Source organism: Cellulomonas sp. SLBN-39 (assembly GCF_006715865.1).
In the GTDB taxonomy this organism is placed as follows: domain Bacteria; phylum Actinomycetota; class Actinomycetes; order Actinomycetales; family Cellulomonadaceae; genus Cellulomonas.
This window is the reverse complement of record NZ_VFOA01000001.1, coordinates 3,210,503-3,224,270: the sequence shown is the minus strand read 5'-3', so window position 1 is coordinate 3,224,270 and position 13,768 is coordinate 3,210,503. Positions and strand designations below refer to the sequence as shown.

Genomic DNA, 13,768 nt, shown 5'->3' with positions numbered 1-13,768 from the left:
GCAGCGACCGGCCCGGTCGGCGACCGGAGACGGCGGCCCGGCGGGTCCGCGCGCCGGTCAGCGCCAGCCGCGACGGAGCACGAGCACGCCGGCGACCGTCGTCGCCGCGGCCAGCGCGAGGAGCACCACGACGTCGACGACCCGCCCCGGCGCGCGCAGGGCGGCGTCGCCCACCGCCTGGGACCACAGCGCCACCAGGATCGCCGCGTGCAGCAGGACGGGGGCGAGGAGCCCGCCGCCGACGCGGCGGGCGCAGTACAGCAGGACGCCCGCGGCCACCGCGTAGCCGGCCCGCACGGGGGCGTCGCCCGGGCCGAGCAGCAGGAGCACGGCGCCGCTGACCAGCACGCTGCCGACCGCCACCGACGGCTCGTCCCAGCGGTCGCGCAGGAACGTCACGACGAAGCCGCGCAGCACGAGCTCCAGGTCGAGGGCGACGACGAGGCACGCGACGACGAGCGCCACGGTCAGCCCGGGCCCGGAGGCCCGGAGGGTGCCGACGTCGAGGGCCCAGGCCGCCCACGCCACGACGGCGGCGGGCACGAGCCACCAGGTGCGCGCGACGGTGCGGCGCTCGGTGCGCACGTCACGGGCCCGGCCCCACAGCGCGGGGACGAGCACCGCGACGACGAGGCCGCCGACGTGCGGCGCGAGCAGGTCGCTGCGCACCACGCGCGCGTCGGCGAGCCCGGCGGTGCCGCGGTCGAGGCCGTAGAAGATGGACACGAGGCCGATGACCGTCAGCCACCCCAGCAGCACCGAGCCCAGCGCGACCCAGGGCAGCGCCCCCGCGGGCGCCGCGGGGGCCGTCCCCGGTGACCGTCGGCCTGCAGGCATGCGCAGAGTGTGGCGGCCCGGGCGGCGGCGTGCACGACGGGACGGGGACGAACCGGTCACGACCGGCGCGCCGGCCCGGCAGACTGTGCCGGTCGGGGGCGCGCCCGTGCCCCGGTGACGACCCGAGGACGAGGAGGAGTCCATGGCCGACGTGCCGCACGACAAGCGGGACCAGCTGGACAAGGTGCGCGAGGGGCTGCTCGAGGGCGAGCAGGTGCTGGCCGTCTACGACTGCACGGGGACGGGCACGGGCTTCGTCGGCCTGACCGACCTGCGCATCGTGTTCCAGGACAACAGCTTCGTCGGCAAGCGCACGGCGATCACGTCCGTCCCGTACAAGCAGGTCCGCTCGGTCTCGATCGTGACGGACAAGTCCTGGACGGGCGGGTTCTTCTCCGGCGCGACGATCGCGGTCGACGCCGGCGGGACCGTGCACGAGGCGGAGTTCCGCGGGGTCGAGAAGGCGCGGCACGTGCACGACGTCGTGCTGCACCACATCGTGCGGGGTCGCTGACCGCCACGACGACGCCGCGCGCGCCGGTCGGGCCGCTAGTCTCGACGCGGCGCCGCGGCGCCCCGGGCCAGTAGCTCAGCCGGTCAGAGCAGCGGACTCATAATCCGTCGGTCGTGGGTTCAAGCCCCACCTGGCCCACCCGGGGCCGAGAAGGCCCACCCCGCGCCCACCCCTGCGCCGGAGGTAGCGTGGCGGCGTGCGCCTGCTCCCCCGCCGTGACCGCCTGCCCGACGACGTGCGACGCGGGCTCGACCTGGGCGGCGACGCCGTGCTGGCCGCCGCACCGCTGAGCCCCGCGGGGTGGGTGGTGGCGAGCCGGCGGGCCCTGCACCTCGTCCGCGACGACGCGGCGCCTGCGCGGACGGCGTGGGCGGACGTGGACCACGGGTCGCTGGACGCTCAGACACGCACGCTCACGGTGCGGTGGGTCAGCGGGGCGCGCACCGACCTGGTGCTGGCGGACGACTCGCGGGCCAGCCGGGACCTGGCGCAGGTGTTCCGCGAGCGCGTGCAGCAGTCGGTGGTGCACGTGGTGCACGTGCCGGTCGACGACCGCGAGAAGGTCGTGGTGCGGGTCGCGCTGCGACGCGCGGAGGACGGGACGCTGTTCACGCAGACGCTCGGTGCGGGCACGGTGGACCTCGACGACCCGGACGTGCGGCGCGCGGTCGAGGCCGGCGAGGGGCGCGTGCGCGAGGAGGCGGGGCTGCGCTGAGCAGGTGGTCACGGGCACGGCTGCGCTGCTGCTAGAGTTTCTGCCCGCACGATCCCTCGTAGCTCAATTGGCAGAGCATCCGACTGTTAATCGGACGGTTACTGGTTCGAGTCCAGTCGAGGGAGCGTCAGAAGGCCCCGATCATGCACCACGGTCGGGGCCTTCGCCGTTCCCGGACGCCGTGACGGGGCTCCCGTCCGATGGGGGGCGGCGCGGGCGCGGAGCCGTCGGCGGGCGCCTCGTCCGCCCGAAGGGCCCCGACGCGTCCGGATGTGCCCGACGTCACACGGGTCTACCGTGACCTCATGGTGCGCCTCCTGCTGCGGGCTGTCGTGTTCCTCGCCTCCGCCGCGCTCGGCCTGCTGGCCGCGTCGCTGCTGCTGGACGGGTTCGAGGTGCACCCGTCGGGGTTCGTGGTCGCGGTGCTGGTGTTCGCCCTCGCGCAGTCGGTGCTCGCGCCGTTCATCGCGAAGATGGCGAACCGGTACGCGCCGGCGTTCCTCGGGGGCATCGGGCTGCTGTCCGCGTTCGTGGCGCTGCTGCTGGCCTCCGCGCTGACCGACGGGCTCACGATCGAGGGCGTCAGCACCTGGGTGCTCGCCTCCCTCGTGGTGTGGCTCGTGACCGCGCTCGCGACGTTCTTCCTGCCGTTCCTGGTGCTGCGCGAGAAGCGCCGCGGCGACGGTGGCGCGCGGCCCGCCGCACGGCCTGCCTGAACCGGTCGAACCCACCTCTGACCTGCGAGGACACCTTCGCCCGTCCGAGGGCTGGACGAACGACCGCATCGGCCTCACACTTGCCTCACCTCCGCGCGCCACGGAGGGTCACCACGTGCTCCACCCCACCTCGTGCTGCCCTGACGACCCCCGGGCCAGGCGTGGCGCGCACGGTCCCGCAGCACGCACGTCGCACCACCGCAGCACCCTCGCACAGCACCTCGCACGGCACCCCGCACGACCCTGCACCGGCCCCGCGCCGGCGTCGCCCGACCCCTGCACCGCCCTCCCCTCCCGCTCTGCCACGACGTCGACGACCCGGTCGGCGCGGTGGCCCCGCTGACCGGCCGCCGGCCGGAGAAGGAAGCGTCGTCCGTGCTGCGCTCCGTGGCCTGCCACCTGACCCTCGACGTGCGTGAACCCCTCGAGATGCTGCTGGCGGTCGCGGTCGCCGACGGCCCGTACGAACGCTCGGAGCAGATGCTCGTGCGGACCGACGACGAGCCGCTCGACGTCACCGAGATCAAGGGCCCCACGGGGACACGTGTGCACCGCGTCCTGGCGCCCGCCGGCCGCGTGGTCGTCGACTACCAGGCGACGGTGACGGGCCAGGCCGGCCCCGCACCGGTGGAGGACCTCGACCTCGTCGAGTACCGGCGGCCGAGCCGCTACGCCGACTCCGACCGGCTGCTGGCCTTCGCCCGGGACCAGTTCCGCGGCCTGGCCGGGGCCGAGCTGCTCGACGCGGTCGTGGAGTGGGTCGCCCGGCACGTCACGTACCTGTCGGGGTCGAGCCTGCCCACGGACGGTGCGACGGACACCCTGCTCAAGCGGCGCGGCGTGTGCCGGGACTTCGCGCACCTCGTCGTGGCGATGCTCCGGGCGCTCGACGTGCCCGCGCGCCTCGCGGCGGTGTACGCCCCCGGGCTGCGGCCCATGGACTTCCACGCGGTCGCCGAGGCGTACGTCGAGGGTGCGTGGCACGTGGTCGACGCGACCCGGCTCGCCCCGCGCCCGACGATGCTGCGCATCGCCACCGGCCGGGACGCGACCGACACGGCGTTCCTCTCGTACTACGGCGGCAGCCTGCGCCTGCGCACGATGACGGTCACCGCCGTCACCGACGCGCGCGTGCAGGACGACGGGACGGGCCTGGTCGCGCTGCGCTGAGCAGCCCGACCACCGCGGCGTCCGGGTCACCACCCCGGGCGCCGGGACCGGCCGCCCCTCAGGCGCTCTCGCGCAGGGACCGGCGGCGCGTCTCGACGTCGAGCAGCGCGGCGAACGCGGCGTTGTACGCGACCGGGTCGACGGTGGCGTCCATGCGCTGCAGGCGGCCGCGCAGCTCGGCGATGTGCCGGGTGTAGCCGATCTCGACCAGGCGGAGCACGACGCCGCGCACGTAGCCGCCGACCATCTCGGGCCGGTCCTCGGGCATCGGCGCCACCGACAGCTCGGTGACGAGGGGGCGCACCGGCTCGGCGGCCTCCTCCAGGACGGCGCCGACCCACCCGGACGCGTCTTCGCCGCCCGCGGCCGCGACCAGGGCCCGCCCGGCCGCCACGCCGCCGGCGGCCCGCACGGCCTCGTGCACGGCGCGGTACGCGGGCGCCGCGAACGCGTCCGGGGCGAGGGCGTCGAACTCCTCCGGCACGAGCGCGGGGTGCTGCAGCGCCACCTCGAGGGCCGTGCGCTCCACCTGCGCGACGGGGTCGCGGCGGTCGGGGGCGGCCATGCGGGCCACCGGCACGGGCTCCGGCGCGGCGTCGCGCGCGCCCCCGCGGCGGTCGGGCTCCCGGCCCGGGGCCGACGGGCGGGCAGGACGACGGGAGGCCCCCGCCACGGCCCGACGCACCGCGGCCTGGTCGTCCATGCCGAGCCACCCCGCCAGGAGCCGCTCGTACTCCGGGCGCAGCGCCGTGTCACGGATGCCCGCGACCACCGGTGCGGCGGCACGCAGGGCCGCGACCCGCCCCTCGGCCGTGCGCAGGTCGTGTGCGTCGAGCGTCGAGCGGATCACGAACGCGAACAGCGGCTGCCGGGACGCGACCAGCGCCTGCACGGCGTCCGCACCGCGCGCCTGGCGCAGCTCGCACGGGTCCATGCCCGAGGGCTCCACCGCCACGAACGTCTGCGCGCTGAAGGACTGGTCCTCGCCGAACGCCCGCAGCGCGGCCTTCTGCCCCGCCGCGTCGCCGTCGAACGTGAAGACGATCTCCCCGCCCACCGAGGTGCCGGCCGCGAGCTGCACGCCGCCCGCTCCCCCGGCGTCCCCGACGAGACGCCGCACGATGCGCGCGTGGTCGGCGCCGAACGCGGTGCCGCACGTCGCCACGGCCGTGCGGATGCCCGACAGGTGCATCGCCATGACGTCCGTGTACCCCTCGACGACCACGACCTGCTTGGCCCGGGAGATCTCGCGCTTGGCCAGGTCGATGCCGTACAGCACGTGCGACTTGCGGTACAGCGGCGTCTCCGGGGTGTTGAGGTACTTCGGCCCGGAGTCCTCCTCGAACAGCCGACGCGCACCGAACCCCACGGTCTCGCCCGTGACCTCGCGGATCGGCCAGACCAGCCGCCCGCGGAACCGGTCGTACACGCCGCGCTGCCCCTGGCTGACCAGGCCCGACGCGGTCAGCTCGGCCTCGGTGAACCCGCGCCCGCGCAGGTGCCGCAGCAGCCCGTCCCAGCCCTGCGGCGCGAACCCGACGCCGAAGTCCTCCGCGGCCTGCCGGTCGAAGCCGCGCTCGGCCAGGAACGTCCGGGCGACCGCGGCCTGCGGCGTCAGCAGCTGCTCGCGGTAGAACTCCTCCGCGACACCGTGCGCGTCCAGCAGCCGCCGCCGACGCCCCGGCTCCTCGCCCGGGCGGGTCGGGCCGCCGTCCTCGTACCGCACCTGCAGGCCCACCCGCGCGGCGAGGTGCTCGACCGCGTCCGTGAAGCCGAGCCCGTCGACCTTCTGCACGAAGTCGAGGACGTCGCCGCCCTCGCCGCACCCGAAGCAGTGGTAGCGCCCCACCTGGGGGCGCACGTGGAACGACGGGGACCGCTCGTCGTGGAAGGGGCACAGGCCCTTGAGGGAACCCACGCCCGCGGGCTTGAGGGCGACGTGCGCGCCGACGACCTCCTCGATCCGGACGCGCTCGCGGACGGCCTCCACGTCCTCCCGCCGGATGCGTCCTGCCACGCCCTGGAGTCTAGGTCGTCGTCCGGGCGCGCCGGTCCGTGCGCCCGGGCGACGCCCCGGCACGATGGCACCGGCGCACGTGCCCGGCACCCGTGGGTGCGGGAGTGTCGAGATCCGGCCGGCCCGCGCGTCGTGCCGGTGCCGGGGTCGGCGACGTGCCGCACCCCACGGACGAGGAGGTTCCCGTGCAGTTCCTGATGCTCGTGTGCACCGATCCGCAGGGCGAGCCGGCGGCGCCCGGCGACCTGACCATCGAGGAGTGGGGAGCCGACGTCGACCGGCGCGGCGTGTGGCTGGCCGGCGACCGCCTGCGTCCCGGCGCGGACTCGCGCACCGTGCGCCGGCGCGGCGGCGCCACGCTCGTGACCGAGGGTCCGTTCGCGGAGGCCGCGGAGGTCATCGGCGGGTTCGACGTGCTGGAGTGCGCGACCCTGGAGGAGGCGCTGGAGGTCGCCGCGGCCCACCCCATGGCCCGGGCGGGCCGCATCGACGTGCGCCCCGTCTGGCCGCTGGGCCTGTGACGCCCGGCCGGGGCGGGCCCGCGGCACCCGCGCGTCAGCCCCGGCCGCGCACCAGCCGCGCGTGCAGGTCCAGCGCGGAGACGTCCGTCAGCGACGCGACCTGGTCGACGACGACCCGCAGCCGGGCCGCGTCGTCCGCGGCCGCGTGCCAGTCCGCGGCGAGCGAGGGCTCGAGCGCGTCCGGCCCCCGGTCGCAGAAGTACCGGACCAGGTCGGTGAGGACCTCGCGCTGCCGGTGGTACAGCGGCTCGAGCTCGCGCGGCGCCATGACGTACGCGACCGCCAGGCCCTTGAGCACGTGGATCTCCGCGACCGTCTCGGGCGGCACGACGAGCTCGGCGGCGTACCGCGTCAGCGGCCCCGGCCCGTAGCGCTCCCGGGTGGCGACCTGCGCGGCCTTGGCGAACCGGCCGATGAGCTGGCTCGTCGCGTCCTTGAGCCCCGCGAGCGCGCGCCGGGACCCGTCGAACCGCGGCTGCCACAGCTGCGCGGCGAGCAGCCGGTCCATCGCCCCCTCCAGGTCGCCGGGGCCGACCTGGTCGCCGTACCAGGTCTCGATCGCGTCGACGACGCGGGCACGCTCGGCGGGGACGGTGAGCACGTCGAGGTCGAACCGGCCGCCGACGACCGCGTCCTCGACGTCGTGCACGGAGTACGAGATGTCGTCGGCGAGGTCCATGACCTGCGCCTCGAGGCACTTGCGCCCGTCCGGGGCGTCCTGGCGCAGCCACGCGAACACGGGCAGGTCGTCCTCGTAGACGCCGAACTTGTGGGTGGGGCGCCCGGACGCCGGGCTGACGGGCCCCTGCCGGAACCGCCAGGGGTACTTCACGGACGCGTCGAGCGAGGCACGCGTGAGGTTGAGGCCCACGGACGTGCCGTCGGCGTGCACGACCTTGGGCTCGAGCCGGGTCAGCAGCCGCAGGGTCTGGGCGTTGCCCTCGAACCCACCGACGTCGCGGGCGACGGTCGCCAGGGCGCGCTCGCCGTTGTGCCCGAACGGGGGGTGGCCGAGGTCGTGCGCGAGGCACGCGGTGTCGACGACGTCGGGGTCGCAGCCCAGGGCCTTGGCGATCTCGCGGCCGACCTGGGCGACCTCGAGGGTGTGCGTGAGACGGGTGCGCACGAAGTCGTCGGAGGACGGTCCGAGGACCTGCGTCTTGGCGCCGAGCCGGCGCAGCGCCGAGGAGTGCACGACGCGCGCCCGGTCCCGCTCGAACGGGGTGCGGGCGCCGGACTTGCGCCCCTCCTCGACCCAGCGCTCCCGGTCGGCGTCGGCGTACCCGTCGACGCCCGGTCGGGTGCGGTCGGGTGCGGTCACGTGCCCAGGGTAGAGGCTCGCCGCCGGAGCGCCCGGTGGCGTCCGGCGGCGTCGACCGTGGTCAGCGCAGCCGCCAGACCTGCACGCCGGGGCCGTCGCCCGGCAGGCGCAGCACGGGTCCGCGGTCCGGGCCGGTGCCCTCGACGCGGTCCAGCGCGGCGCCGCCGTAGAGGTTCTCCGCTCCGTCGGGGGCGAGCCACGCGGGCAGCTCGGCCCCGGCCCAGGGGGCGCGCGCGGCGAGCACGAGGACGCGTTCGTCGGCGGTCTCGCGGACGAACGCGAGGGCGTCGTCGGCCACGACGGCCCACCGCATGCCGCCCTCGCGCAGGGCGCGCGAGGAGCGGCGCAGCGCGATCAGCCGCTGGTAGGTCGCGAACGTCGCGGCGTCCCACCGCGGCCCGCCGCCGGCGTCGACGTCGGCCCAGGGCATGGGCACGCGCGCGTGCTCGCCGGTGGTGCCGGTCAGGCCGCCCTCGTCGCCGGCGAAGACCACCGGCGTGCCGGGGTAGGTGAGCAGGAGGCCGGCGGCGACCTCCTGGAGCGCGCGGGTGCCGACGACGGTGCGGGTGCGGGGCGTGTCGTGGGACGCGAGGAGGTTCCACTGGTGCGTGGTGACGGCCCACGGCACGGCGGCGTCGACGTCGCGCATGGCGGCGACGGCGTCGGGACCGGGGCGGCGCGGGAGCGGGACGGGCAGCCCCAGCGCCGGGGTGCCGCCGGCCGGGTCGGCGAGCCACGTCCACACCGGGCGGCTGAACCCGGAGTAGTTCATGTTGGCGTGCCAGCCGCCGGCGGTCATGTCGGTGCCCGCGTCGTGGAAGTGCTCGGACACGAGCACCGCGTCGGGGTTCACCGCGCGCATGGTGGCGCGGATGGTCCGGGCGACCTCGTGGGTGCGGTCGTCGGCGCCGTACCGGCCGGTCATGTTGGCGACGTCGATGCGCCAGCCGTCGAGCGCGACGGGTCCGCGCAGCCAGCGGGCGACGACCGAGTCGTCGCCGGCGGTCAGGCGCCGGGCCAGGCCGGGGGCGCCGTGGTCGAGCTTGGGCAGCGAGCGGTGCCCGAGCCAGCCCACGTAGCCGGGCTCCTGCGCGGTCCAGTAGTAGAAGGACCGCTCCTCGCTCGCGGGGTCGGCCAGGGCGCGGCGGAACCAGTCGTGGCCCGCGCCCGTGTGGTTGGTCGTCAGGTCCCCCACGATCCGCATGCCGCGCGCGTGCACGGCCGCCGAGAGGGCGACGAGCGCGTCGTCGCCGCCCAGGAGGGGGTCGACGTGGTCGAAGCTCGTCGCGTCGTAGCGGTGGTTGGAGCGCCCGGGGAAGACGGGGGTGAGGTACAGGGTGTCGACGCCGAGGCGCTGGAGGTGGTCGAGGCGGTCCTGGACGCCGCGCAGGTCGCCGCCGGCGAGCTGGCGACCCGTGTCGCCGGTGGCGACGGGCTCGTCGTCCCAGCCCATGGGTGCGGCCCAGTCCGGCAGGGGGCGGGCGTCGGCGTGCGCGGAGCGGGCGAACCGGTCGGGGAACACCTGGTAGACCACCGCGTCGTGCATCCACGCCGGGGCGGCGGCGTGCACGGACAGGCGGTGGTCGTGGGCGTCGGTGACGTCGCGGGCGTGCACGCCGCGCTGGTCGACCCACCGGTACCCGCCGGGCTCGTCGAGCAGGAACCGGTAGCCGGTGACGGGGTTGTGCACGCGCACGGTGGCCACGTACCAGCGCTCGTGCGCGTCGGCGCGGTCGAGGCGGGCGGGCACGACGCGGGGCTCGCCGTCCTCGACGACCCGCACCCACACGGCCCGCTCGGTGCCGCCCGCGGGGACGCGCACCCGCACGGGCACCTCGTCGCCCAGGGCGGGCGTGCCGGGCGGGACGTAGATCTCCGAGCCGTCGTGGTGGGGGTCGTCGAGCAGGTGGGGCACGGGCGCGGCGCTCACCCCTTGACCGACCCGGCGGTCAGGCCCGAGACGATGTACTTCTGCAGGAAGAGGAACAGCAGCACCACGGGGATCGCGGCCAGCACCGCACCGGCGGCGAACAGACCCCAGCGCGCGGTCCGCTCGTCGGCGGCCCAGTAGTACAGACCGAGCGCGAGCGTGTACTCCTGCGGGCGCTGCAGCACGACCTTGGCGATGATGAACTCGCCGAAGCTGCCGATGAACGACAGCAGCCCGACGACCGCGAGGATCGGGGCGACCAGCCGCAGGATGATCGTCCAGAAGATCTGCCCGTGGGTGGCGCCGTCGATCTTCGCCGCCTCGTCGAGCTCGCGCGGGACGGTGTTGAAGAACCCGTACATGAGGAACGCGTTGACCCCGAGCGCGCCGCCCAGGTAGACCGCGACCAGGCCGAGCCGGCTGTTGAGGCCGAGCGCGGGGAACACGTCGCCGATCGACAGCAGCAGCAGGAACACGGCGACGAACGCGAGCATCTGCGGGAACATCTGCACCAGCAGCAGGAACGTCAGCCCGCCGCGGCGCCCCGCGAAGCGGAACCGGGAGAACGCGTAGGCGGCGGCCGAGCCCATGAGCACGGTGCCGACGGACGTGGCCGTGCACACCACGAGCGACCCGACGAACCAGCCGCCGTACCCCCGGCCCCACAGGTCGGCGTAGTTGCGCAGGTCGACGGTGCGGAACAGGTCGTTGGAGCCGGTGAGCGTGCCGCCGGGGTTCAGCGACGCCGACACCACGTACACCAGCGGCAGCACGCAGACGGCGATCATCACGACGCCGACGACGTGCCGCCAGCCGACCTCGGCCCACCAGCGCCTCCCCCGCAGGACCGGTGCGGACGCGGTGCGGGACATCAGATCTCCTCCAGGGTGCGGGTGCGCCGGAACCCGAGCCAGGACACGACCCCGACGACGACGAAGATGAGGATCGACAGGGCGCTGGCCAGCCCGTACTGCTTGGTCCCGCTCTCGAAGGCCACGGAGTAGACCATCGAGATGAGGATGTCGGTGTGGCCCACGACCACGGGCGTGCCGACGAAGTTCGGGCCGCCGCCGGTGAGCATGTAGATCAGCGAGAAGTTGTTGAAGTTGAAGGCGAACGACGAGATCAGCAGCGGCGCGACCGACACCATGAGCAGCGGCAGCGTGACCGAGCGCAGGATCCGGGCGGGCCCGGCACCGTCGATGCGGGCCGCCTCGACGGTGTCCGCCGGGATGGACTGCAGCGCCCCGGTGCAGACCAGGAACATGTACGGGAAGCCGAGCCACAGGTTGACCAGGACGATCGACACCTTGGCCAGCCACGGGTCCTGCAGCCAGGGCACCTGCGCACCGCCGAGCAGGACCTCGTTGACGAACCCGAACTTCTCGTTGAGCATCCCGCGCCACACGAGCGCCGAGAGGAACCCGGGGAACGCGTACGGGAGGATCAGCAGCGACCGGTAGACCTTGCGCCCACGGACCCGGCCGTCGTTGAAGACGATGGCGAGGAACAGCCCGAGCGCGAAGGTCGTGGCCACGGACAGGAACGCGAACGCGAACGTCCACGCCGTGATCTGCACGAACGGGCCGGACAGGCGGGAGTCGGTGAAGGCGCGCGTGAAGTTGTCCAGGCCGACGCCGACCCGCCAGCCCGGTGTCAGGACGGTGCCGTCCGCGGAGACGAAGTTCCCACCGTCCGACGGTGCGTAGGTGGTCCCGTCGACGGTGTCGACGAACGTGTCCGTGGCCTCGTCGTACTCCAGGGTGGGGCGGAACACGTAGCCGGTCGAGCCGTCCTGGGTGCGCACGGAGCCGTCCGCGGGGTCGTCGGAGAACGGCACCCGCAGCACCGTCACCTCGTCCTGGCGGCCGGCGACGTCGACGAACTGCAGGACGTCCCACCCGGGGACGGCCGTGACCCGACCGGCCTCGACGTTCGCGTCGGGCGCGGGCGCGAGCGGCTGCTGCGCGGTGCCGACCTCGACGACGCCCTCCTGGACGACCGCGAAGCCCAGCTCGCCGTCCCGCTCCACGACGCTCAGCGGCAGGGTCGGCGACCCCTCGACGCGGGTCTCGTTCTGCTCGGCGATCGAGGCGATCGCGTCCTGCTTCGTCGAGTTGTGCCCGTCGCCGTAGTTGGTGAACGCGACCCAGCCCGTGTAGGCCATCGTGAAGATCTGGTACACGAGCAGCAGGACCAGGCCGGGCACGAGGTACTTGGCCGGCAGCGCCCGGGGCGAGAAGTACGCCCAGTTGACGACCACGAGGGCCAGCACCAGGAAGGTCACGATCCCCCACGACGCGACCGCGGCAGCGGCGAGGACGCCGTAGACGCCGAGGGCGTCGACGGTGGCCACCAGGGCGAGCTTGACGAAGAAGCCGGGGCTCGGCCGTCGGCGGGCGTGCGGGGTGACGGTGCCGCCGCCGAGGGTCGGCGGGGGCGCGGCCGTGGTGACGGCCTGCGGGTCGCTCATGCGGGTCCTCCGGGCGGGCGCGGTGCGCGCGGGGCGTGCGAGGGGTGGCGTGCGGGGGCGTGTGCGGGGGAAGGAGCCGGTCGTCGGGGCGTCGGTGCGCGCCCCGAGCACGACCCGGCCCGCGGGACGTCGTGTCCCGCGGGCCGGGTCGGGCCGGTCAGGCCTGGTCGATCGCGTCCTGGATGGTGCCGACCATCGCCTCCCACGCGGCGGCGGGGTCGCCGGCCTGGCCGCCGACGATCTGCGCCTGCGTGGCGCCCCACGACGCCCACACCGAGCTCATCGCGGGGATCGCGGGCATCGGCGCACCGGTCGCGCCGGCCTCGTTGAACCCCTGCAGGATCGGGTCGTCGACCTTCTCGGCCGAGGCCGTCAGGGCCGGCATGCGGCCGCCCTCGGTGTAGAGCATGTCCTGGGCCTCCTCGGTGGCGAGGAAGTTCACGACGAGCTCGTTGGCGAGCACCGGGTTGGCCGACTTGGCGGAGACGAACACGCCCTGCACGCCGACGAACGGCTGCGCGGGCTCCCCGCCGGCGCTGGGCACCGGCAGCACGGAGATCTCCATGCCGGCCTCGAGGAACGCCGAGGTGTTCCACGGCCCGGTGATGATGTACGGCGCCTGGCCGTCGAGGAACGCCTGCTTGGCCTTGTCGCCGTCGATCGCGAGGTCGAGGACCTGCTCCTGGCCGAGCTTGGCCAGGTAGGCGGCGAAGGCGTCGCCGGCCTCGCCGCCGAGGGCGAGGGTGTCCGTGTAGGAGCCGTCGGCGGTGGACTCGAACACCGGGGCGCCGAAGGAGGTCTGCAGCGGGTACAGGTGGTACGGGTCGGAGGCGTCGCCCTGCTGGATCAGCACGGAGAAGTCCGTGCCGGCCTCCTTGGCCTCGGCGACGAGCTCGTCGAAGGTCGTGGCGGTGGTCTCGGGGTCGAGCGCGTCGTTGCGGACGAGCGCGATGTTCTCGATGGAGATGGGCGTGCCGTAGGTCGCGCCGTCGTAGGTGACGCCGGCGATCGCCGCCGGGGAGAACGCGGCCGCCTGGTCGCCGAGCTCGAGGGGCGCGACGACGCCGTTGTTGACCCACTCGCCGAGGCCGTCGTGCGCCGAGACGATGACGTCCGGGCCCTCGCCGGTGGGCACCTGGGCGACGAAGTCCTTGCCGATGTCGCCCGAGGCCTTCTGCACGAGCTCGACCTCGACACCGGTCTTGGCGGTGAACGCCGCGACGACGGGCTCCATCTCGGTGATGCGGGTGTCGTCGACCCACATCGTCAGGGTGCCCTCGGCGGTGGCGGCCCCCTCGGTGGTCGCCTCCGCCTCCTCGCCCGAGCCGGACGAGCAGGCGGCGAGGGCGAGGGTGAGCCCCAGCGCCGCCGCGGTGGTCGGGATGCTCCGTCGCATCGTGTGTCTCCCGGATGGTTCACGGTGGTTCGCCCCGTGCGGCCGGCCCGTGGGCCTGGCCGACGCTGGCCTGATGAAACGGACCGTAACGGCGTTGCGTACGCCGTTGCAAGTCGTTACGGTAACGATCCGGCAGCGGGGCCCGACGTCCTCGTCGG

12 protein-coding genes and 2 tRNA genes are annotated in these 13,768 nt (G+C 74.9%); 7 read left to right on the top strand and 7 right to left on the bottom strand.

The annotated features are described in order from the left end of the window. Window positions 1-57: 57 nt before the first annotated feature. Complete coding sequence (locus FBY24_RS14675) at window positions 58-837, bottom strand: type II CAAX prenyl endopeptidase Rce1 family protein (RefSeq protein ID WP_142161703.1); 780 nt, start codon at window positions 835-837, stop codon at window positions 58-60. Window positions 838-979: 142 nt separating this feature from the next. On the opposite strand from FBY24_RS14675, the gene FBY24_RS14670 reads away from it, so the two are divergent. From FBY24_RS14670 to FBY24_RS14645, 6 genes are all read left to right on the top strand, one after another. Next, complete coding sequence (locus tag FBY24_RS14670; RefSeq protein WP_142161701.1) at window positions 980-1,351, top strand: PH domain-containing protein; 372 nt, start codon at window positions 980-982, stop codon at window positions 1,349-1,351. A gap of 64 nt (window positions 1,352-1,415) precedes the next feature. Next, window positions 1,416-1,489, top strand: a tRNA-Ile gene (locus FBY24_RS14665). Window positions 1,490-1,547: 58 nt separating this feature from the next. Then, window positions 1,548-2,066: a hypothetical protein gene (locus FBY24_RS14660; protein ID WP_142161699.1), complete on the top strand. Its 519-nt coding sequence runs from the start codon at window positions 1,548-1,550 to the stop codon at window positions 2,064-2,066. A 52-nt stretch (window positions 2,067-2,118) separates the two neighbouring features. Further along, a tRNA-Asn gene (locus FBY24_RS14655) sits at window positions 2,119-2,191 on the top strand. Between the two features lie 180 nt (window positions 2,192-2,371). After that, on the top strand, window positions 2,372-2,782 hold the full coding sequence (locus tag FBY24_RS14650) for a phage holin family protein (RefSeq protein WP_142161697.1): 411 nt from the start codon (window positions 2,372-2,374) through the stop codon (window positions 2,780-2,782). A gap of 375 nt (window positions 2,783-3,157) precedes the next feature. Then, window positions 3,158-3,952, top strand: a complete 795-nt coding sequence (locus tag FBY24_RS14645; RefSeq protein ID WP_174243567.1) for a transglutaminase family protein — start codon at window positions 3,158-3,160, stop codon at window positions 3,950-3,952. A 58-nt stretch (window positions 3,953-4,010) separates the two neighbouring features. On the opposite strand, the gene dnaG is transcribed toward FBY24_RS14645, so the two are convergent. Then, complete coding sequence (gene dnaG, locus FBY24_RS14640; protein ID WP_142161695.1) at window positions 4,011-5,969, bottom strand: DNA primase; 1,959 nt, start codon at window positions 5,967-5,969, stop codon at window positions 4,011-4,013. Between the two features lie 155 nt (window positions 5,970-6,124). On the opposite strand from dnaG, the gene FBY24_RS14635 reads away from it, so the two are divergent. Further along, on the top strand, window positions 6,125-6,490 hold the full coding sequence (locus tag FBY24_RS14635; protein ID WP_255432415.1) for a YciI family protein: 366 nt from the start codon (window positions 6,125-6,127) through the stop codon (window positions 6,488-6,490). A 34-nt stretch (window positions 6,491-6,524) separates the two neighbouring features. Here FBY24_RS14635 and FBY24_RS14630 read toward each other — a convergent pair whose 3' ends face one another. The 5 genes from FBY24_RS14630 to FBY24_RS14610 all read right to left on the bottom strand — a co-directional run bounded on the left by FBY24_RS14630 (window position 6,525) and on the right by FBY24_RS14610 (window position 13,610). Beyond that, a complete protein-coding gene (locus tag FBY24_RS14630) occupies window positions 6,525-7,811 on the bottom strand; it encodes a deoxyguanosinetriphosphate triphosphohydrolase (protein WP_142161693.1) in 1,287 nt (428 codons plus the stop codon). Between the two features lie 61 nt (window positions 7,812-7,872). Then, entirely contained in the window at window positions 7,873-9,741 is a 1,869-nt protein-coding gene (locus tag FBY24_RS14625; protein WP_222117256.1) for a glycoside hydrolase family 13 protein, read from the bottom strand. Next, window positions 9,738-10,613, bottom strand: a complete 876-nt coding sequence (locus FBY24_RS14620) for a sugar ABC transporter permease (protein WP_142161691.1) — start codon at window positions 10,611-10,613, stop codon at window positions 9,738-9,740. Before FBY24_RS14620 ends, FBY24_RS14625 begins: the two co-directional genes overlap by 4 nt. After that, window positions 10,613-12,214, bottom strand: coding sequence for an ABC transporter permease subunit (locus tag FBY24_RS14615; RefSeq protein ID WP_142161689.1), 1,602 nt, complete (start codon window positions 12,212-12,214; stop codon window positions 10,613-10,615). The genes FBY24_RS14620 and FBY24_RS14615 overlap by 1 nt, the downstream gene beginning before the upstream one ends. Before the next feature lie 157 nt (window positions 12,215-12,371). Continuing rightward, entirely contained in the window at window positions 12,372-13,610 is a 1,239-nt protein-coding gene (locus FBY24_RS14610; RefSeq protein ID WP_142161687.1) for an extracellular solute-binding protein, read from the bottom strand. Between the last annotated feature and the right edge of the window lie 158 nt (window positions 13,611-13,768).